The sequence below is a fragment of the Flavobacterium sp. P3_A6 genome (genome assembly GCF_056403035.1).
Window position 1 is genome coordinate 54,369 of sequence record NZ_JBFUGG010000003.1, and the last position, 19,162, is coordinate 73,530.

The 19,162-nt window shown below is 34.8% G+C and carries 17 protein-coding genes; 11 read left to right on the forward strand and 6 right to left on the reverse strand.

The features are described from left to right. Nucleotides 1-52 precede the first annotated feature (52 nt). The 8 genes from AC1DVP_RS03735 (at nucleotide 53) to AC1DVP_RS03770 (ending at nucleotide 8,601) form a co-directional block, all read left to right on the forward strand. Complete coding sequence (locus AC1DVP_RS03735; RefSeq protein ID WP_477182211.1) at nucleotides 53-1,144, forward strand: sensor histidine kinase; 1,092 nt, start codon at nucleotides 53-55, stop codon at nucleotides 1,142-1,144. 201 nt (nucleotides 1,145-1,345) lie between these two features. After that, entirely contained in the window at nucleotides 1,346-2,695 is a 1,350-nt protein-coding gene (locus tag AC1DVP_RS03740; RefSeq protein ID WP_477182212.1) for a hypothetical protein, read from the forward strand. Between the two features lie 266 nt (nucleotides 2,696-2,961). Further along, a complete protein-coding gene (locus AC1DVP_RS03745) occupies nucleotides 2,962-3,795 on the forward strand; it encodes a phosphate ABC transporter substrate-binding protein (RefSeq protein ID WP_477182213.1) in 834 nt (277 codons plus the stop codon). A 143-nt stretch (nucleotides 3,796-3,938) separates the two neighbouring features. Then, a complete protein-coding gene (pstC, locus tag AC1DVP_RS03750) occupies nucleotides 3,939-5,180 on the forward strand; it encodes a phosphate ABC transporter permease subunit PstC (RefSeq protein WP_477182214.1) in 1,242 nt (413 codons plus the stop codon). A 2-nt stretch (nucleotides 5,181-5,182) separates the two neighbouring features. Next, complete coding sequence (gene pstA, locus AC1DVP_RS03755) at nucleotides 5,183-6,127, forward strand: phosphate ABC transporter permease PstA (protein WP_477182215.1); 945 nt, start codon at nucleotides 5,183-5,185, stop codon at nucleotides 6,125-6,127. A gap of 42 nt (nucleotides 6,128-6,169) precedes the next feature. After that, the gene (gene pstB / locus AC1DVP_RS03760; RefSeq protein WP_477182216.1) at nucleotides 6,170-6,928 is read left to right on the forward strand and encodes a phosphate ABC transporter ATP-binding protein PstB; all 759 of its coding nucleotides are present in this window, start codon (nucleotides 6,170-6,172) and stop codon (nucleotides 6,926-6,928) included. A gap of 82 nt (nucleotides 6,929-7,010) precedes the next feature. Continuing rightward, nucleotides 7,011-7,691: a phosphate signaling complex protein PhoU gene (phoU, locus tag AC1DVP_RS03765; RefSeq protein WP_477182217.1), complete on the forward strand. Its 681-nt coding sequence runs from the start codon at nucleotides 7,011-7,013 to the stop codon at nucleotides 7,689-7,691. A 316-nt stretch (nucleotides 7,692-8,007) separates the two neighbouring features. Continuing rightward, the gene (locus AC1DVP_RS03770; protein ID WP_477182218.1) at nucleotides 8,008-8,601 is read left to right on the forward strand and encodes a hypothetical protein; all 594 of its coding nucleotides are present in this window, start codon (nucleotides 8,008-8,010) and stop codon (nucleotides 8,599-8,601) included. Nucleotides 8,602-8,908: 307 nt separating this feature from the next. On the opposite strand, the gene AC1DVP_RS03775 is transcribed toward AC1DVP_RS03770, so the two are convergent. From AC1DVP_RS03775 to AC1DVP_RS03795, 5 genes are all read right to left on the reverse strand, one after another. Continuing rightward, nucleotides 8,909-9,970, reverse strand: a complete 1,062-nt coding sequence (locus AC1DVP_RS03775; RefSeq protein WP_477182219.1) for a glycosyltransferase — start codon at nucleotides 9,968-9,970, stop codon at nucleotides 8,909-8,911. Nucleotides 9,971-10,276: 306 nt separating this feature from the next. Further along, a complete protein-coding gene (locus AC1DVP_RS03780) occupies nucleotides 10,277-10,780 on the reverse strand; it encodes a hypothetical protein (RefSeq protein ID WP_477182220.1) in 504 nt (167 codons plus the stop codon). Nucleotides 10,781-10,844: 64 nt separating this feature from the next. Next, a complete protein-coding gene (locus AC1DVP_RS03785) occupies nucleotides 10,845-14,279 on the reverse strand; it encodes a hypothetical protein (RefSeq protein ID WP_477182221.1) in 3,435 nt (1,144 codons plus the stop codon). Nucleotides 14,280-14,454: 175 nt separating this feature from the next. Further along, nucleotides 14,455-15,711: an aspartate kinase gene (locus AC1DVP_RS03790; protein WP_477182222.1), complete on the reverse strand. Its 1,257-nt coding sequence runs from the start codon at nucleotides 15,709-15,711 to the stop codon at nucleotides 14,455-14,457. A gap of 58 nt (nucleotides 15,712-15,769) precedes the next feature. Beyond that, complete coding sequence (locus AC1DVP_RS03795; protein WP_477182223.1) at nucleotides 15,770-16,258, reverse strand: N-acetyltransferase family protein; 489 nt, start codon at nucleotides 16,256-16,258, stop codon at nucleotides 15,770-15,772. Between the two features lie 170 nt (nucleotides 16,259-16,428). Here AC1DVP_RS03795 and fbp point away from each other — a divergent pair, with 170 nt between their 5' ends. Next, nucleotides 16,429-17,448, forward strand: a complete 1,020-nt coding sequence (gene fbp, locus AC1DVP_RS03800; RefSeq protein WP_477182224.1) for a class 1 fructose-bisphosphatase — start codon at nucleotides 16,429-16,431, stop codon at nucleotides 17,446-17,448. A 64-nt stretch (nucleotides 17,449-17,512) separates the two neighbouring features. On the opposite strand, the gene AC1DVP_RS03805 is transcribed toward fbp, so the two are convergent. Then, complete coding sequence (locus tag AC1DVP_RS03805) at nucleotides 17,513-17,944, reverse strand: TerB family tellurite resistance protein (protein WP_477182225.1); 432 nt, start codon at nucleotides 17,942-17,944, stop codon at nucleotides 17,513-17,515. Nucleotides 17,945-18,130: 186 nt separating this feature from the next. Here AC1DVP_RS03805 and AC1DVP_RS03810 point away from each other — a divergent pair, with 186 nt between their 5' ends. Both AC1DVP_RS03810 and AC1DVP_RS03815 read left to right on the forward strand, forming a co-directional pair. Next, entirely contained in the window at nucleotides 18,131-18,724 is a 594-nt protein-coding gene (locus AC1DVP_RS03810) for a HupE/UreJ family protein (RefSeq protein ID WP_477182226.1), read from the forward strand. Nucleotides 18,725-18,730: 6 nt separating this feature from the next. Next, nucleotides 18,731-19,162, forward strand: coding sequence for a deoxycytidylate deaminase (locus AC1DVP_RS03815; protein WP_477182227.1), 432 nt, complete (start codon nucleotides 18,731-18,733; stop codon nucleotides 19,160-19,162).

The window sequence follows — 19,162 nt, forward strand, 5'->3', positions numbered from 1 at the left end:
AATTAGTTTAAATTCTTTTCAAACAACCCATAATGTGCTCGCTAAATCAATAATGAAAATCAATTTCAAAAAAAGCTACAAGTTTGCTATAAAATCGGCTTTATATATCAGTTTATTTGTATCAGGCTTTTGCATGATTTTTTCTGTAATACTGTTCAAATCCTCTTTCACGAGCATGCTGATGTTTGGTTTTATCAGCCTTTTTTTTGTTTATGTGTTTACATTTTTTGTTTTGCAATACCGCGTGGAACGGTTTATATATCGAAGGGTAAAGAAAATTTATGATGATGTATCCTTATTAGAGTCAAGTACTTTTATCAATCAGCCCATTACGACCGATATGGAAACCCTAACTCGGGAAGTAAAGAAATTTGCCACCGATAAAAAGCTGGAAATCGAAATGCTTCAAATACGCGAAGTGTATCGAAGAGAGTTTTTAGGTAACGTTTCTCATGAGCTTAAAACACCATTATTTACTGTTCAAGGTTATCTGTCAACACTTATTGATGGAGCTATGGATGATAAATCCATTCGTAAAAAATATCTGAAAAGAGCTGAAAAAGGTGTAGAGCGTCTGATTTATATAGTGGAAGATTTGGATATGATTACCAAATTAGAATCTGGGGATTTGAATCTTGATTTTACAAAATTTGATATTGTGAAATTAATTCAAAATGTTTTTGATTTACTGGAAATGAAAGCCGATAAAAAGAATATTACCTTAGCATTTGAGAATGATAATATTCAGCCCATTTTTGTAAATGGTGATAAAGATAAAATTCAGCAAGTGGTTGAGAATTTAATTGTGAACTCAATAAAATATGGAAAAGAAGGCGGTTTGACCGAAGTTTCTATTGTTAATTTGACCAATAAAAAAGTTTTGGTACGCATTTCTGATAATGGCGAAGGGATAGAAGCGCACAATATTCCAAGGCTTTTTGAACGGTTCTACAGAGTGGATAAAAGCGGTTCTAGAACCGAAGGCGGTTCAGGATTAGGGCTTTCTATTGTAAAGCATATAATTGAAGCACATAAAGAAAAAATATATGTCGAAAGTGAGTTTGGAATAGGATCTGATTTTTCTTTTACTTTAGAAAAGACCTACATTACTGATCAATTTGGCTTAAAAAAGAAATTAAATTAAACATTTGATAACGTTTAATGATAATTGAAATTAAAATCATAAAAAACTGATTATCAATTAAATGTATATGTTTTCTGTTTGAAATTTCTCCATAAAAAAACGCATTAACATTAAATTATCACCTAAATAACATTGCGTTAACTTTAACTTAACATTGCAGTATCACCTTTGCTGCAAAATTAACATTCTTATTAGAAAGAAATGAAAAAAGTTATAGTTGCATTAATGTTGTCTGTTTTTGGTATGGCTAATGCGCAAGTAGAAAATGATTCTATTAAACCCGTCGGCACCATTAGCCTTGACTCATTACAGCAGTCAATTAATGAGCATCAATTAAAATTTGATGCTTTAAATGAACAATTGTCTCCATTGCAGGAGCAGGTAGATAAAATGGCTAAACTGAGAATATCAGGATATATGCAGGTGCAATTTGATATGTACAATTATCAGGATGTACCAACTTCTACTGGTCTTTTTCAATTTAAACCCGGAACATCTGAAACAAGTGTACCATTATCAACCAATACAGTTGATGTAAATAACTCATTTGTCATTAGACGAGCCAGAGTTAAATTCACCTATCAGCCTATTGAAGGCGTGACATTTGTATTGCAGCCTAATTTTACTTTTAGCGCAGTAACACTCAAAGATGCGTATGTCCAATTGAATGATACATGGATTAATACTTTTCAATTATGGGTTGGGCAATTTAATCGTCCAGATTATGAAGTTGAGTTTTCTTCAAGAGACAGAATTCTATTGGAAAGAAGCAGAATGTCGGGTATTTTGTATCCGCAGGAAAGAGATTTAGGGGCAAAAGTTGAAGCTAATTTCATTACTCAATATGAAATTCCCTTAAAAATTCAAATCGCTGCATTCAATGGAAACTTTGGTGAGGGTCCCATTGCTAATCAAGTTGCAGATGTAGATAGCGAAAAAGACTTTGTTGCAAGAGCAACATATTCCTTGAAATTTCCTAATACAGGTTTAGGAATTGATTTTGGCGGAAGCGCTTTTTATGGTAAAAATACTGTTTTTGCTGCGGGGACTTATAGTGATACTGATAATAAACCGTTTCAAGCAGCTGTTGGGGACAAATTAAGAAAACAATGGTTTGGAGGAGAACTTCAATTGTATTATGATATTTTAGGCGGTATTGCTTTGAAGTCAGAGTTTAATACGGGGATTATTTCTGGTACTGCAGGAAGTGCTATCATTAACAATAATCCTTCTTTTAATTTTAGCGGAGAAAGAGATTTTATCGGTTATTATGTGACATTAGAGAAAAATTTTGGAACAAAATTTCAAGGAGGAATCCGTTACGATTCATTTGATCCAAACAAAAAATTGTCTGGAAATGAGGTGACAGTTGCAAATGATTTAAGAGTTCACACTTGGGGATTTGCATTTCATTACTTCTTTACGACCAATACAAAAATAGGTTTAGGATATACGATGCCAATTAATGAAACGAGTACTGCAATTGGTGGAATATATAATGATGATATTCGAAATAATACGGCAACTTTGAGATTCCAGGTTAATTTCTAAAAGGTTTTTATTTTAAAATCAAGGGCAGGCTAATTATAAAAACAGGCTATTTTAATTGTGAAATAGCCTGTTTTTTTGTTTTATTCAGAGTGTTATTGTTTATGTTGCTGATATTCAGTAATATGTTTTATTCATGGTTACGCTACTTTTTGTTTATTGTAAAATTATTGTAAAATGAATGAAATGGTAAAGATTGAATAATGCTTACTTAACATAGGCTTAACGTAGCGGTTTTACTTTTGTACCAAAATAAAAGACATTTAAAAATGAATACAACTAAATTTAAAATAGCAATCCTTTTAATAGCGGTAATGACTATTGGATTTTCATTCACTACTATAAATAAGGTAACAGTAAAAGGTTCTGATACTATGGTTATTTTGTCTCAAAAATGGGCCGAAGTATATATGAAGAAAAATCCAGGAGCTTCTATCCAAGTAACTGGAGGAGGATCTGGAGTAGGGTTGGCAGCGTTAATCAACGGATCAACGGATATTGCTAATTCCAGTCGTCCTATCAAAGCATCTGAAATTGAAAAATTAAAAGCGAGATACAATTCAATGGGAGTTGAAATTCCTTGTGCCAAAGACGGTTTGTCTATTTATCTGAATAAAGCAAATCCGGTTACATCTCTTACTTTGAAACAGATTGGCCAGATTTTCGCAGGTAAAATTACTAACTGGAGTGAAGTAGGCGGTTCAGATGCTCCAATTAAATTATATGGCAGAGAAAGCAGTTCAGGAACTTTTGGTTTCTTTAAGGATAATGTGGTTAAAACTGATTTTTCTCCATCTTGTCAAACTTTACCGGGAACTGCCGCAATTGTTAATGCAGTAAAAAAAGATAAATTTTCTATTGGTTACGGTGGAGCAGCTTATGCTGAAGGAGTAAAAGATTGTGCTGTGAAGAAAGATGATAAAAGCCCAGGTATTTTACCGACAGCAGCAACAATTAAAAACCATACATATCCAATTTCTAGATATTTGTATATGTATTTGAAATCAAAACCAACAGGAGAAGCTAAAGCTTTTATCGATTGGATTTTAAGTTCTGAAGGGCAGGCTCTTATTGCTGAAGTTGGGTATTATCCTTTAAAATAATAATAGTAATAGATCCCTCATTTTATATATATTGAAGTGAGGGATATTTATGTTTGCTAAATACGAAATGAGCGTAGCCGTAAATTGGCCGTAAACAAAATAAAAGCAGACAGTGTCTACATATGAATTCCTAAATAAATAAAATGGATTCCCAATTATCTCCAAAAACAAAGACTTTTACAGAAGAAAGCCTAAAGAAGCAATTCAGGATTTCTGAGTTTCTTGCTGAAAAGATTATTTCATCAGTTGCGTTTTTATCCATAGCAGTTATCTTTTTAATTTTCATTTTTGTCTTTAAAGAATCATTGCCATTATTTAGTTCTGGAGCAGATTCTAAAGCATTAACCGAGGCTGAAGCTAAAACTAATAAACCAGAATCTTACGGAGCCGCTGCCACCGAATTGAAACCTGAGTCCTATGGAGATGCCACAGCTGAAGAGCTGAAGCCAGAAACATATGGTGCAGAAAAAGCTGAAGATTTAAAACCGGAGACCTATGGTACAGAATCTGTTTCCAATGATGATTTGAAACCTGAATCGTATGGTGATGCTCCAAAAGAAGATTTAGCGGTTCAGTCTGCCGATGAAACAGTGGATGCCGTTTCCCAAAATAAGGAAGGCAAAGATAAAACTTGGAGTACATTCTTCACTACGGAATGGGTTCCAGTATCCGATAATCCCAGATTTGGATTGTTAGGATTGTTAATAGGAACTTTAAAAGTGACCATTATTGCCATGCTTATCGCTGGCCCTTTGGCAGTTTTGGCGGCCTTGTACACCTCCTGTTTTGCATCAAAAAAAGTTAAAGAAATAATTAAGCCTGTTATCGAAATGCTTGCTGCTTTTCCATCAGTAGTTATTGGTTTTTTTGCTTTGATGGTGCTGGCTAGTTTTTTTCAAGATGTTTTTGGATACGATTCCAGGCTGAATGCTTTTATTGGCGGAGTAGCCATGGCTTTGGCAGCAATTCCGATTATTTATACTATTTCGGAAGATGCATTAGCGGCTGTGCCAAAAACGTATACAGAAGCAAGTTTGGCTTTGGGAGCCAGTAAATGGCAAACTGCTTTTTTTGTGATTTTGCCTGCGGCAACACCAGGTATTTTTGCAGCGCTGTTATTAGGAATCGGAAGAGTTTTTGGGGAAACCATGATCGCTTTGATGGCAACCGGAAATGCGGCTTTAGTGTCATCGAATCCTTTTGAAAGCGTGCGTACGTTTGCAGCGACCATTGGTTCTGAAATGGCAGAAACTGTTTTTGGAGAAACTCATTACAGCGTTCTGTTCTTTATTGGTTCGTTGCTTTTCATTTTCTCTTTCGCCTTAAACGCGGTGGCTGAGTTTTATGTTAAAGGTAAATTATTGAAAAAATTCCAAGGTAAATAATTATGGATACAGTTATAAATCAAACAGAAAATCATTTTTTTTCCAGTAAAAAAAGCGGTTCGGAAGCAAAAGGCAAATTTTTCATTGGGTTAACCCAATTGGCTGTAATCCTTATTATTGCTATTCTTTTTATTATTTTGGGAATTATCGTATATCAGGGGCGAAGTAAATTTTCTTGGGAATTTATTTCTTCTTTTCCCACTAATGGGATGACCGAAGGCGGTATTTTCCCGGCTATAATCGGAACTTTTATTTTAGTAATCGTAATGTCTATTGCTGCGGTTCCATTTGGCACAATAACAGCTCTTTATTTAACAGAATATGCAGGTGAAAACTCCAAATTTGCTGCAGCGGTTCGATTCTCTGTTCGTACTTTGGCCGTTGTGCCTTCTATTATTTTTGGTCTTTTTGGACTTGGTTTTTTTATACAGTTTATTGGCGCTGGCGCTGATACTGTTCTCAACGATGGTCAATTGCGCTGGGGACAGCCTAATATTCTTTGGGCTAGCTTAACGATGTCTTTATTAACATTACCAGTTATTATTGTTTCTGTCGAAGAAGCGTTGAAAACAATTCCAAGAGAATTGAGAGAAGCAAGTCTGGCACTTGGAGCAACTAAATGGCAAACTATCCGCAAAGTGATTCTGCCCGAATCGGTATCGGGAATTATGACCGGGACTATTCTTGCAGTAAGCAGGGGAGCTGGCGAAGTTGCACCAATTCTGTTTACAGGGGCGGCTTATTATTTGGCTACATTGCCAGGTTCTTTGAGCGATCAGTTTATGAATTTGGGATACCATATTTATATTATGTCCACTCAATCTTCTGATGTGGAGAAAACAATGCCCATACAGTTTGCGACCACTTTAGTGCTGCTAATCTTGACATTATCACTGAATGTTGTTGCAGTAATCATTAGAGCAAGAATCAGAAGAAAAGCAAAATAATGATTTGCTCATAAATAAAAATTATCCTTTTAGATATAAAATATGAAAGACATAAAAATAAAAGTTAATGATTTGTCACTATATTATGGTGAAAAAAAGGCGCTGAATGAAATCACAATGGAAATTCCAGCCAATAAAGTGACAGCTCTGATTGGGCCTTCAGGTTGCGGGAAATCAACTTTTTTGAGATGTATTAACAGAATGAATGACTTGATTCCGAGTGTTTCTATTACAGGGGAGATGCATGTAGAAGGTGTTGACATCTATAATAAAAATGTTGATGTAGTTAATATTCGAAAAAAGATTGGAATGGTTTTTCAAAAATCCAACCCTTTTCCAAAATCTATTTATGAAAATATTGCCTATGGTCCCCGCATTAACGGAATAAAAGATAAGACTCAATTGGACGAAATTGTGGAAACTTCTTTGCGCCAGGCTGCCATTTGGGATGAGCTGAAAGATCGTTTGGACGATTCTGCGCTTGGGCTTTCGGGCGGACAGCAACAGCGTTTGTGTATTGGAAGAACATTGGCGGTAAGCCCGGATATTATTTTGATGGATGAGCCAGCCAGTGCATTGGATCCTATTTCCACTTCGAAAATTGAGGAATTAATACATCAGTTAAAAGAGCAGTATACGATAATCATTGTAACTCATAATATGCAGCAAGCGGCTAGAACGAGTGATCAGACTGCTTTCTTTTATATGGGGAATTTAATAGAAATGGGTAAAACAAATTCTATATTTACAAATCCTGTCCAAAAACAAACTGAAGATTATATAACGGGAAGATTTGGATAATGAGTTGGTTCGTATAGTTTTGGTACGAAAGATGTTCCTTAACTTTTAAACTTATTAACTCTGAACTTTTAAACAGTATAAAATGACAACACATTTCGAAATAGAATTAGGAAAATTAAAAGGCATTATTGAAAAAATTGGACACTTGGCCGAGGGTCAGGTAAGCGAAGCCATTAAAATACTTTTGCAGGAGCCTGAAACGACTGAACAGAAAATTATAAAAAAAACGGAAAGCAAAATTGATAAACTGGATGTCAAGATAGACGAAATTTGTCAAAGGATTTTTGCTTTGCAGCAACCAGTAGCTTCCGATTTGCGGTTTATTATGTCAGCAATGCAAATTAGCAATGAAATTGAACGCATCGGCGATTTATCTGTCAGCATTGTAAAGAAAGCTAAAAACATAAAAGAAAAATACGATTTGGTCGTAAGGTTCAATATTGCGGATATTTCTAAACTAGTTGAGCTAATTACGGTTAAGACCAATAATTGTTTCTTAACACGTGAGGAAAGCACAATTGGTGAAATATTTCTTTTGAACAAAGAAATTAAAAATAAATCCGATGAAGCTGTTCATGATATTATCAACGAAATGAAAGTGAACTCCAAAGCAGTGGTTTCCGGTACTAATCTGGTAATAGTTCTAAAACATCTAGAACGTATTTCCGAACATTGCACTAATATAGCCGAGTATGTTTATTTTATGGTCAATGCCAAAATTATCAAGCACGATAAAATAGATGATATACTGCCTAAAGAATAATTTTTCGTTCGCGGTTTTAAAATTTAAGATTGTAAAAAAGTCGGAGCTATTATGTTAGTTCCGACTTTTTTATGGTTGTTTGGAGTTGTTTTTTGCGTCTCTGCGCCTTTGCGTGGAATTGGGCTCGCAAAGGCGCAGAGACGCAAAGAATAGAATGTTAAAGCGAAATTTGCATTTTGTAGGTTTGTGACTATTATTTTATACATTTGAAAAAGATATGAAGAGGTGTTTGTGAGACCGAGCTACCCAAATTAAGGTGGATTGGAGTGATTTTATCAGTCCTATATACAAGCTGTACGTAATATTACAAAAAAAAATGAATAAAATTTTTGCACTAAGTTTACTAACATTATTGACAAGTTGTTCCCATTATTTAGTAAATAATGAAGGATTTACTCGTCCACCAAAAAACTATAAATTTAGTTATAAAAAAAAATCTACAAAACTAACTGACGCTAAAATAATTGACACAACTGTAATATATTATTTGACAAATAGTAATTATTATAGAGATAGCGATGCATACAAAAATAGTGACGGGTACATTCGTTTTTACGCAAACGGAAAATTCAAAATGCAAGGAACAAAAACATATCCTAAAATTGAAGAAATAAATAATGTGAATTATGGAATTGTTGGGTATTTTAAGATTAAAGGTAATGTAGTTAAACTTCAAATTTACACTGATATAAATGCAGGTTCAGATCAATTTGAATTTGGAATTATTGATGAAAATAGTGATTTACTTTTGTTAAACGAAAATCCAAGAACAGATTTTTGTCTTGGGTATTCAGAAAAAGCAATTAGAAAGAAAATTAACGAAATATCTGTTTTTAGAGCAAACCTTAATCCAAAAATTTATAAAAAAATAAAAATAGAAGGAATGACATACGATAAACCGAATTGGTAAAAAAAAACACTACGCACAACAGCAAGGGTTTGGTTGTGTGCGTAGCACGAACAATGAAACCCGTGTTGAACGGAACCGATTCCAGTTCCGTTACACTATGGAGTTATCGTAAAAGAAATTTGTAGATTTTCAAGAGGGTTCTGCATCCTCTTTTTTTTGTAAAAAATCTAGATACCTCCCTTTAGCCCCGATTGCAGTGAAAATCCTTGTTGCCCGGGGTTCGGGTAACAAGATTGTAACGGAGCGGGACTATATTTCCTGAAATGCCAAAATTTTCTGCTTCAAAAATTAATAATCGAACATAGTTTTAAAAAACACTGAATAACTCTTCCCAATTAACGGTGGATTCTAATTGTGGCAATCCTTGATATTGTTCAATTTTGGCAATATCTTCAATTTTAAAGCGCTCTTGACAGGTAAAAGGCACTAATCCTTCTTTTTGAAGTTTTTCGGCCAAATAAATCTGTTCATACTGCCCTGGAGTGGGAATAAAAAAAGCTTTTTTATTCAGTTTGACCAAATCCATAATCGTGGTATAGCCAGACCTGCAGAGTACTTTTTCACTTTCGTTGAAGGTGTATTCCAGCTGGCGGGTTTTCATGAAATTATAGTAGGTTACATTTCCTATCTGTTCTTTCTTTTGTTCCGCTTCGATTATTCCTTTTATAAAAACTATTTTTCCGTCAAAACGTTTTACTTCTTCGGTCAGGTGAGCTTCCAATAATCCCCGCTGAGGTTCCGGGCCGGATAAAATAATCATGAGGTCATACTGAATTGGCAATGCCATTTTGTGCATTCGGCTCAATGGGCCCAAATAGTTAACCGTTAGAGAATTGTTTTCCAAATGCCCCAGTTTTCCAGTAAGATTTAATTCTGAATTTACATCTGGAATCCAGCAGGCAGTGAATTTTTTTATGATTTTTTGATGTATTTTACTGGTAAGCCAAGTGGTGTTTCCAGTCAGGACATTCAACTGATGGGTGATAAAGACAGACGGGATTTTTTTGCTGAAAACGCCCAATCGGTTATCCGATATGATTCCGTCAATTTCATATTTTTTAATCCATTTTTTTACAATGTTTTTCTCTTCACTGATAGCTTCCAGCATTTTGGGCAGGCTTTTTATCAGTTTCCATTTAAAGTTCTTGCCGTTTTTTGCATATTCAATCTGATAGGAAGGCAATTCCAGGGTTTTTAAATACGGAAATTCTTTGCGGAGTAATTCTAGAGCAACTCCGTCTGAAGCAATTATTGGGGTGAAATTATTTTCCTGCAGCGCTTTGATAATTGGAATGCAGCGGGTCGCGTGTCCTAGTCCCCAATTTAAGGGCGCGATCAAAATTGTTTTATTTTCGGAGTTTAAATTCATGTGTCAGTCTTACAGTTTAATTGTAAGTCTAAAGATACTTTGTGTGCTGTCTTTTAATGTTTGCAATGTATTACTAAAAGATTATTTAATGTGATAACATGATATATTCGATGCTAAAGTAATATCTTTTAGAAAGATAATTCAAACTATTTTCATGTCATATTAGCGTAGTCGGGATAAGATGCTAGCCTAGTTGCCAATGACTCGTAAATTTGTCATGATTATCAATATTGTGAGTCCTTGGGATTGCAAACAAAAAAGGCTAACCAATATGGAGAGCCTTTACAGTTATATTATGAAACCAGTTTATTGTTTGATATAAGTTTTATTTCCGTTTGAATTGATGTAATATTTACCTCCTTGCGGGCCAGTATATACTTTTTTGCCGTTGTATTCTCCCGTTACTTTATCGGCGGATTTCGCAACTTCTTTTTTCGCTTTACTTGTTGTTTTGTCTGCAGTTGCTTTGGCATCTTTGGTAGCTTTATCGGCAGATTTTTTTACTTCTTTTGTAGTTTTGTCGACAGTTGCTTTAGAATCTTCGGTAGCTTTATCGGCAGATTTTTTTGCTTCTTTTGCAGTTTTGTCGACAGTTGCTTTAGAATCTTTGGTAGTTTTATCGGCAGATTTTTTTACTTCTTTTGTGGTTTTGTCTGCAGTTGCTTTAGAATCTATAGTAGCTTTATCTGCCTTTTTTTTGGTAGTTTTTGCTGCTTTTTCGACCGTTGTCTGCTCTTTCGTTTTGGTTGTTTGCCCGTAAAAAGTATTCGAAGCAATAAAGATGAAACTTAATAACAATAATTTTTTCATAGCTATTTAGATTTTAAATTAGATTTAAATTTAGTGATTTTTTTTAAAATTAGATGCTAATTGTTTAAAAATAAGCTCTTAGCTCAACGCTTCCTGTGTGAATAGCATCGCTGGTTTCGCTTTTTCGGCCTTGGTAAACTAAATTCAAGTCTAAAAATTTAGTCAGATTTACTTGGAACAATGTTCTCCAAGTAATGTTTTGCCCTTTTTGCAGCCCTTCCAGCATTTGATATCCTGCCGAAGAATATTCATTGCCGGTAAAGTCATTTTTATACAATGAAATTTCACTGTTGATGTTAAACTTGGAAGTGCCTGTGTAGCTGAATGCAGTTCCAAATCGGTTTTGTGTTAAAGTATCCAAACTGCCAATTTGGTTTTCTTTACTGATGTATTCATAAAAAAGGTCTAAGCTCACATTTTTTGAGAACAGATAGCTAATCTTTGGAAACCATAAATAGCCTTCGATTGTATAATTTTTTTCGGCAAATGTTTTGGACTCTGTTGCATTTTGCAAGGTTTTGGCAACAAGGTCAAATAACCAGCTTTTTTGAAATAAATGCTGGTATTCCAGCTGATGAAAGCTGTTGTCATTTTTAATGGTGCCAATAGACAATAGATTTTGGGTTTCATTTTTGGTGAAAGTGTAGGTAACGGAATTGTCTTTTTTTCCTCTGTTGTATGACAAGCTGTTCGTAAAGGTTTTGATAAGTCCCAAAATGTCGTCCGAAGATGAGTTAAATGGATTCATAGCCAAATGTTCTCCGTCATTCTTGACTTTTCGGTCCATAATAAAGGATGTCTGCATATAAAAATGGGACAGCGCTTTCTTGAACGATTTGCTGTTTTGCCAAATAATAGGATTAATGATAAAAGATTGCGAGAATCTGTTTTGGTTGGTTTTAATATAAATTTGGTTGGGTAAAAAGATTCGGGTATAAGTAGCTAAATCCGAAAAAGGAGCAATCTCAAATTCTTCCAAATCCTTTATTCCATTTCCGTTGTAATCATTCCAAGTGTATTTTCCCTGCCCAGCCGGAACTTCAACATAAGTGTAGTCCTGAAAAGGCATGGTGCCGGAATTGGTTTCGTAACGGGTATTGCTTTGAACCAGTTTTTTAAAATACTGGTCGTTATACACTATTCTTGAGTTAAGGGAAGGGGTGTTTTCCAAATTGGGATCGGTATAATCCAATTGCCTGTAGTTCACAAATAAGGAAATATCACGGCTCTCTGTTTTGAGTATTTTCGATTGAAAATTATAGCTGTTTGAAGTGTTTACTCTTTGCAGTAATCCATTTTGGATACTGTCGTTTATTCTTCTCGCATAACCCAATTGAAAATATACTTTGGTGCTGTCTCCATGCCCAGCGTATATTCCGTATTCCGAAAAGCGTTGGCTAAGCGAAGAGAATTGTTGGGTTGCTTTGTTTTTTTCTTGATTGTCCTCAAAGTGAATAGTGCTGCCAATCCAATTTTTTTTGTGATGATAGCGTATCTGCGAAAGGTTTCTTAAAAAAGCTGAACTGTTTTCTAAATCGTCACTTTTTAAATAACTCCCATCGTTTTTTATACTCCATTTTTTGAATTCAAAATTTGCGTTGAGGTTGTTTTTTATTCCCGAGTAAGTATTGGAAAGCGCTAATTTTTCAAAAGCATAGGTAATGTTTGCTACAGTTTCTGCATCTTTTTTTGGAACTAAACTAAAATTGAAACCAGTTCCCAGCAAACTCTGGTTTCCTGTAGTGGTGGCTGAATTAACATTCCAATCTCGGTAAAATTCAATACTGTTGATGCGTTCTACAGGTTTAAAATCGGCTTGTACTGCTTGAAAATTGGCAAAAGCATCTATATTCCATTTTTTGGAATACAGCCGCTGTTTTGCGTTGATTTCGCCTGAAATTCCTTGATTGTTGCTGTCGTCTATGGATGAGAATAAATTTTGGTCGCTGTTGCTGACGGCCAATTCAAATGATACGGCTGTTTTCTCGGAAGGATTGTATTTCCCAAAGAAAGTGGCCACTTGAGATTTTATGGGAGCCATTAATTGAATTATTGGTTCATAATTACCTTGTGGAATGCCGTTGACTGGTGCCGAATATTCAAATATTTTATCGACACTGGTTGGGTTGGTTAAAATGTAATTTCCTTTGGCTTGACCGACCAAAGTAAACTGAACATTGTACAATTCGTCATTCGGGTCTGTGGAATATTCATAAATGGTGTCTGCGCCGAGAATGGTTTTTTTGTACTGTATTTTCTTTTCGTCATAAGTGTCAGGAACTGCCGATGGAGCAACCATCAAACTGGTATTGTCTCCAGCTTGTGCTAAAATTTGGGCTTGCTCTTGCGAAAGATTCTGCTGGACCGGCTGATTCTTTAAATCATTTTCAGAATATACCGCTGCGCCAAAATTCCATTTTTTGTCGGTAAAACTTCCTCCATCGTAGGTAATAAATCGGGAATAATTGTTTTCGGAGTATTGGTATTCGACCACAATCCTCATTTCAGATGTAATCGGGAATTGTGGAGTAAAAACAATTTCCCCCGAATTATAATCAATAATATAGTCGTTCTCCTGACCTCTCTTGAGCAGATTGCCATTGACATAAACCCGTTCGGAACCGATAATGACCAGCACATATAATTCGCCATTTTTTCCAACTAATTTATAGGGTCCCTGATTGCCTTCCTGTCCTTTGAAATTACTGCTGGCGTAATTTCCAGTCACCAGTCCTCCCGATGCAAAAACGGTTGTTTTTTTATCTTCAGTTCCAAAGTTAACTGTTGCTAATAATCCCTGTGTTTTCTTGTTGAAAGTCAGGAAACGGCTAGTGTTGTTGCCGATAAAAACATCTCCGGCACGAACATTCCAGCTATCCGTAAACAGTTCCATGAATATGTTGTCATATTGATTCAGCCGTTGGGAATAACTTCCTTCCTGAACGGGAATGTTGGTATCCTGAATGGAGGCTCGAATACTGACTTTTTCGGATATTTTTCCTGTGATTTTAAAGTCCAGATTCGAATTGACTACTGCATTTTGATTGTTGCCGACAGTAACTCCTCTGGAAAGACTACCCACTGCGACAAGTCCGTCAAACGGAACATTTTTGGATACCGATGGGTTTTCTATCCGATATAATTTTTGATTTGTAGCATCATTATCAATAATTTTGCTGCTGTCGTAAACAGTATATTCTTTGGTTAGAATATCGGGTAGTTTTAGATAATGAACCGTTAAGGAATCAGCTGGGGTAAGGTTTTGGTTTTTGAATAAAAGAAAAGCTTTTGGAAAGTTTACTTCGTATGAAGTGCTGTCAATAACTTGTTTTTTATTGTCTAAAATTTTAAAAAAACCGGAATTGATACTCACATTTTCCAAATGAATGGTGTCTGTTGCGAAAGCTATTTTTTTGGTGCTGTACCCCAAGTCTGTTTCTTGTGCTTTAAGCGCAGAAAAACATAAAAGGACAATCCAAAATAATACTTTTTTCAGCATAAATACTATAACTCCAAAGTACCAAAATTAGTGTTTATTATTTTATAATGTTGTATATCATAAACTATACCTGTGTAATATAGAAAGGGGTAAAAATGATAATAGCAATAAAAAAATGGAAACCGAACTAACGATTTCCATTTTTTAAATTAACAGATGTTTTTTAGCCTAAGATTTAATTCTCTTTGGTCACAATCTGCATCGTTTCTCTACTCACTTGTTTCAGTAGGACTGTTTTGTTATCTTCGACTGTTTGAGCAGCATTTTCATTAAAATGTCTGATGGTATATAAAGTCACATTTTCGGTGAAATCTACTTTGAATTTTTTGGAAAGTATCGCGTTCAATTCATTGAAATTTCCAAATTTATCTTCCACACATACTGAGAAACTAATCGCAGAATTTTGGATTAAGTTCACTTTTAGTTTGAATTGGTGAAACAAACCAAAGATTTCGCTGATGTTTTCTTCCATGATGAAAGAGAAATCTATTGAAGACAATGAAATCAGCAATTGGTTTCTTTTTACAATAAAACAAGGTAAATACGGTTCAAGATCTACACCTTTGGAAACAGCTGTTCCTTTTAGTAACGGATTGATAAAAGATTTTACATACAATGGAATTTCTTTTTTCTGTAAAGGCTGCAATGTTTTTGGGTGGATAACTGATGCCCCGTAAAAAGCCAATTCGATGGCTTCACGATACGAAATCTGGTTCAGTAAGCTTGCATTTTCAAAATACCTTGGATCGGCATTCATTACACCAGGAACGTCTTTCCAGATAGTTACACTTTCGGCATTTAGGCAATACGCAAAAATCGCGGCGCTGTAGTCTGATCCTTCACGCCCTAATGTGGTAGTGAAATTGTTTTCGTCTGATCCCAAAAATCCTTGGGTAATGTTTAGTATTTTACGTTTAACGTTGTTGGCAATATTTTTTTGAGTCAACTCCCAGTCCACTTCAGCATCACGGTAAGTAGAATCTGTTTTTACAAAATTTCTAACATCCAGCCATTGTGTCTGAATTCCCTTGAAAGCCATAAAATGACTCAAAATAGTAGTCGAAATCAATTCCCCGTAGCTTACGATCTGATCGTAAACAAAGTTATAATTTGGTGATTTATTATGAGCTAAGAAATATTCTAAATCAGCAAATTGAGTATTTACAGCAGTAAAAGCTTCATTTTTATCGTCTTCAAATAAATCCAATAGGATCTGATTGTGGTATTTTTTTACTTCTTGTACCGATGAATTTAATTCGGTTGATTTGTCAAAATAATTTTTGATTACGTCTTCAAGCGCATTAGTCGTCTTCCCCATAGCCGAAACGATAACCAGCACATCTTCATAGCCCACTTGTTGTAAAACGTCATATACGTTTTTGATACCGGCTGCATCTTTTACAGAAGCACCACCAAATTTGAATACCCTCATTTTAATTCAGATTTTAGATTTCATATGTCAGATTTTTAGTCTGAAATTAATCATATTTTTATTTTAATTTATTTTCTACAAAATAGTCAATAGCAGCTTCGTCCATTTGGGCTACGCGCCATTCGTCTAGTACTTTGGCTCCGGAATTTTTATAAAAATCAATTGCTGTCGTGTTCCAGTCCAATACGTTCCATTCAATTCTTCTTACTTTGTCTTTTTTCCCCTGTTTGATAATTTCAGAATACAAAGCGTAGCCTAATCCTGTTCCGCGCATGTTTTCTTTTACAACTAAATCTTCTAGATGGATTGTCTTTCCTTTCCAAGTAGAGTAGCGGTAGTAATACAATGCAATGCCTACAATTTCGTTCGGGTCATTCTCAGACTCGGCGACAAAAACTTGGAACAAGGGTTTGTCCCCAAAACCATCGCTAATAAGATCATCAATCGTTATTAAAACTGCATCCGGCTCTTTTTCGAATACTGCCAGCTCCTGAATTAATGCTAAAACACCATGCATGTCCTCTTTTCTTCCTTTGCGTATTTTCATGATTTCGTGTTTTTATTCTTCAATTCTATTAAAAAACAGTCAATTAGGAACTCGTTTTTATGAAATATGTAGCAAATATACAATACTGACAAACTATCTAAGTATTATTCTTTTCATTTTCACAAAAAAAACGATATTTGTGACTTCAAACTAACTACATCGATTTCGTAATGGAAGAAAGAAACAAAACATTAGGGGAATTTATCATTGAAAATCAAAAAGCTTTTCAATACTCATCTGGTGAATTATCCAGGATTATTAATTCAATTCGGTTGGCGGCCAAAGTTGTGAATTATAAAGTAAACAAAGCTGGATTAGTAGACATTGTTGGTGCTGCTGGGGAGCAGAATGTTCAAGGCGAAGATCAGCAAAAATTAGATGTTTATGCAAATGAAATTTTCATACAAACCTTAATTAATCGGGAAATTGTCTGCGGGATTGCTTCGGAGGAGAATGATGATTTTATTACAGTCGAAGGAAGTGATAACAGTCATAACAATAAGTATATTGTTTTGATGGATCCATTAGACGGTTCCTCAAATATTGATGTAAATGTTTCTGTAGGAACTATTTTTTCGGTGTATAGAAGGATTACGCCTATAGGAACTCCCGTAACATTAGAAGATTTTTTGCAGCCGGGTGTTAATCAAGTAGCCGCAGGTTATGTAATTTATGGGACTTCGACTATGCTTGTCTACACTACAGGTTATGGAGTGAACGGATTTACTTTGAATCCTGCTATTGGAACTTTTTATCTCTCGCATCCTAATATGAAATTTTCTGAGGATGGAAATATATATTCGATTAACGAAGGGAATTATGTTCATTTCCCGCAAGGGGTGAAAGATTATATCAAATACTGCCAGCTCGAAGAAGAAGACCGCCCTTATACTTCCCGTTATATTGGAAGTTTAGTTTCGGATATTCACAGAAATATGATTAAGGGAGGAATTTACATTTACCCTACAAGCTCTAAAGCTCCAAAAGGGAAGCTGCGTTTGCTGTACGAATGTAATCCTATGGCCTTTATTGTAGAACAGGCTGGAGGAAAAGCTTCGGATGGATTTGATAGGATAATGGAAATTCAGCCTACAGAACTTCATGAAAGAGTGCCTTTCTTTTGCGGAAGCTTAAATATGGTTAAAAAAGCCGAAGAGTTTATGCATAAAGCAAAATTGAGCAAATATTAAATAGTAAACCAAAAACAAACCAAAGAATAAACCAAAAAACAGCTCCCGAAAATGGAAGCTGTTTTTATTTATACATGTTTTTCATTTCATACAAAAAAGTTTCTTCATCTACTTGTAAGTCTACTAATTTTAGCGCTTTGTTTACTATGTAATTTACATTGCCAGGGGTAAAACCTAAGGCCAGAGCAAATTTAACCAGTAGGTGCTCTTGTAAGTCTCCCAATTGATGATCACGGTGTACAATTCTGGCTAGCTTATAGAGAGCTTCCAGTCTTTCGATATATAAGTAAGGTGCGTTGATTGGGTATTTAGAAGGATCTTTTAAAATCTCGTCGTATTCTTCTTTAGAAATTTGAAGCGCTACAGCTAATTTATCCAAAAAATTTTGCTCTTGCTCAGTAATATCGCCATCGGCATGGGCTACACGGACAATGGCTGAGAAATGACCTCGGTTCTTTTGTATGTTTTCACTGTTGAATAAGTCTGAAAAAGGCATAATGTTAGTGTTTATGGTTTAATATAAAGTTAGTTATTTTTTAGTATTGATTTTATTTTTTGATTGTTTTTTTGTAAGATTGAAGGCTGTTTTTATTTTTTTTTTAGTTAATGATTTTTTAATCAAATATTTCATTTTCAAAATTAATCGTAAGTTTACGTCCCCATATCATTTAATTCATTAGTAATGTCAGAGTTTTTAATATATTTTCAGATAGGTTTAAAACATGTATTGAATATACATGCTTATGATCATGTTTTATTTTTAATTGCATTGTCTGTTCCTTTCTCTTTTAATGACTGGAAAAGAATTTTGCTTTTAGTAACTGTATTCACTTTGGGACATACTGCGGCACTTTTTCTTTCGGTTTTTGAAATTATTGCTGTCAAAGTCAATGTGGTCGAATTACTGATACCAATTACGATTTTAATAACGGCTTTCTATAATTTATTTACGGCAGGTAAAACCAGTAAAAATGGAAGCGTCAATTTGGTTTTTATAATAACATTGTTCTTTGGAATCATCCACGGGTTGGGGTTTTCAAATTATTTTAAAACACTATTGGGAGGCAGTGCCGCTTCAAAATTATTGCCAATGTGTGAATTTGCATTGGGAATAGAAGCTGCTCAAATTACAGTTGTTATTGTAGTTTTGATTTTGTCTTATATTGTACAAACAGTTTTTCGTTTTTCAAAACGGGATTGGGCATTGGTGATGTCGGCATTTATAATTGGGGTAGTTTTACCAATGATTTTGGAAAATGAAATCTGGAAGAGATAGACATTTATGGAAAAAATAAAATTAAACAAATACGACAAGGCCTATCTTAGGATTGCTACAGAATGGGGTTTGTTGTCCTATTGCAAAAGAAAACAAGTGGGGGCCATTATAGTAAAAGACCGAATGATTATATCGGATGGGTACAATGGAACGCCATCAGGATTTGAAAATTGCTGTGAAGACGAAGAGGGATTAACACGCTGGGATGTTCTGCATGCTGAAGCTAATGCCATATTGAAAGTGGCAAGATCCACACAGTCTTGTGAAGGAGCTACTTTGTATATAACGCTTTCGCCTTGTAAGGAATGCAGTAAGCTTATTCATCAGTCTGGGATAAAAAGAGTGGTTTATCATAATGGTTACCGAGATGATTCTGGATTGCAGTTTTTAATAAAGGCAGGTATAGAAGTAGAACATATTCCTGTTTTAGAAGATTAA

Bases quoted from the DNA above. Each gene is read 5' to 3' on its own strand.
- AC1DVP_RS03735 (WP_477182211.1), top strand. From the start codon at position 53: ATGAAAATCAATTTCAAAAAAAGCTACAAGTTTGCTATAAAATCGGCT.
- fbp (WP_477182224.1), top strand. From the start codon at position 16,429: ATGGAAGAAAGAAACAAAACATTAGGGGAATTTATCATTGAAAATCAA.
- AC1DVP_RS03770 (WP_477182218.1), top strand. From the start codon at position 8,008: ATGAATAAAATTTTTGCACTAAGTTTACTAACATTATTGACAAGTTGT.
- AC1DVP_RS03785 (WP_477182221.1), bottom strand. From the start codon at position 14,279: ATGCTGAAAAAAGTATTATTTTGGATTGTCCTTTTATGTTTTTCTGCG.
- pstA (WP_477182215.1), top strand. From the start codon at position 5,183: ATGGATACAGTTATAAATCAAACAGAAAATCATTTTTTTTCCAGTAAA.
- AC1DVP_RS03810 (WP_477182226.1), top strand. From the start codon at position 18,131: ATGTCAGAGTTTTTAATATATTTTCAGATAGGTTTAAAACATGTATTG.
- AC1DVP_RS03790 (WP_477182222.1), bottom strand. From the start codon at position 15,711: ATGAGGGTATTCAAATTTGGTGGTGCTTCTGTAAAAGATGCAGCCGGT.
- phoU (WP_477182217.1), top strand. From the start codon at position 7,011: ATGACAACACATTTCGAAATAGAATTAGGAAAATTAAAAGGCATTATT.
- AC1DVP_RS03815 (WP_477182227.1), top strand. From the start codon at position 18,731: ATGGAAAAAATAAAATTAAACAAATACGACAAGGCCTATCTTAGGATT.
- AC1DVP_RS03775 (WP_477182219.1), bottom strand. From the start codon at position 9,970: ATGAATTTAAACTCCGAAAATAAAACAATTTTGATCGCGCCCTTAAAT.
- AC1DVP_RS03740 (WP_477182212.1), top strand. From the start codon at position 1,346: ATGAAAAAAGTTATAGTTGCATTAATGTTGTCTGTTTTTGGTATGGCT.
- AC1DVP_RS03805 (WP_477182225.1), bottom strand. From the start codon at position 17,944: ATGCCTTTTTCAGACTTATTCAACAGTGAAAACATACAAAAGAACCGA.
- pstB (WP_477182216.1), top strand. From the start codon at position 6,170: ATGAAAGACATAAAAATAAAAGTTAATGATTTGTCACTATATTATGGT.
- pstC (WP_477182214.1), top strand. From the start codon at position 3,939: ATGGATTCCCAATTATCTCCAAAAACAAAGACTTTTACAGAAGAAAGC.
- AC1DVP_RS03795 (WP_477182223.1), bottom strand. From the start codon at position 16,258: ATGAAAATACGCAAAGGAAGAAAAGAGGACATGCATGGTGTTTTAGCA.
- AC1DVP_RS03745 (WP_477182213.1), top strand. From the start codon at position 2,962: ATGAATACAACTAAATTTAAAATAGCAATCCTTTTAATAGCGGTAATG.
- AC1DVP_RS03780 (WP_477182220.1), bottom strand. From the start codon at position 10,780: ATGAAAAAATTATTGTTATTAAGTTTCATCTTTATTGCTTCGAATACT.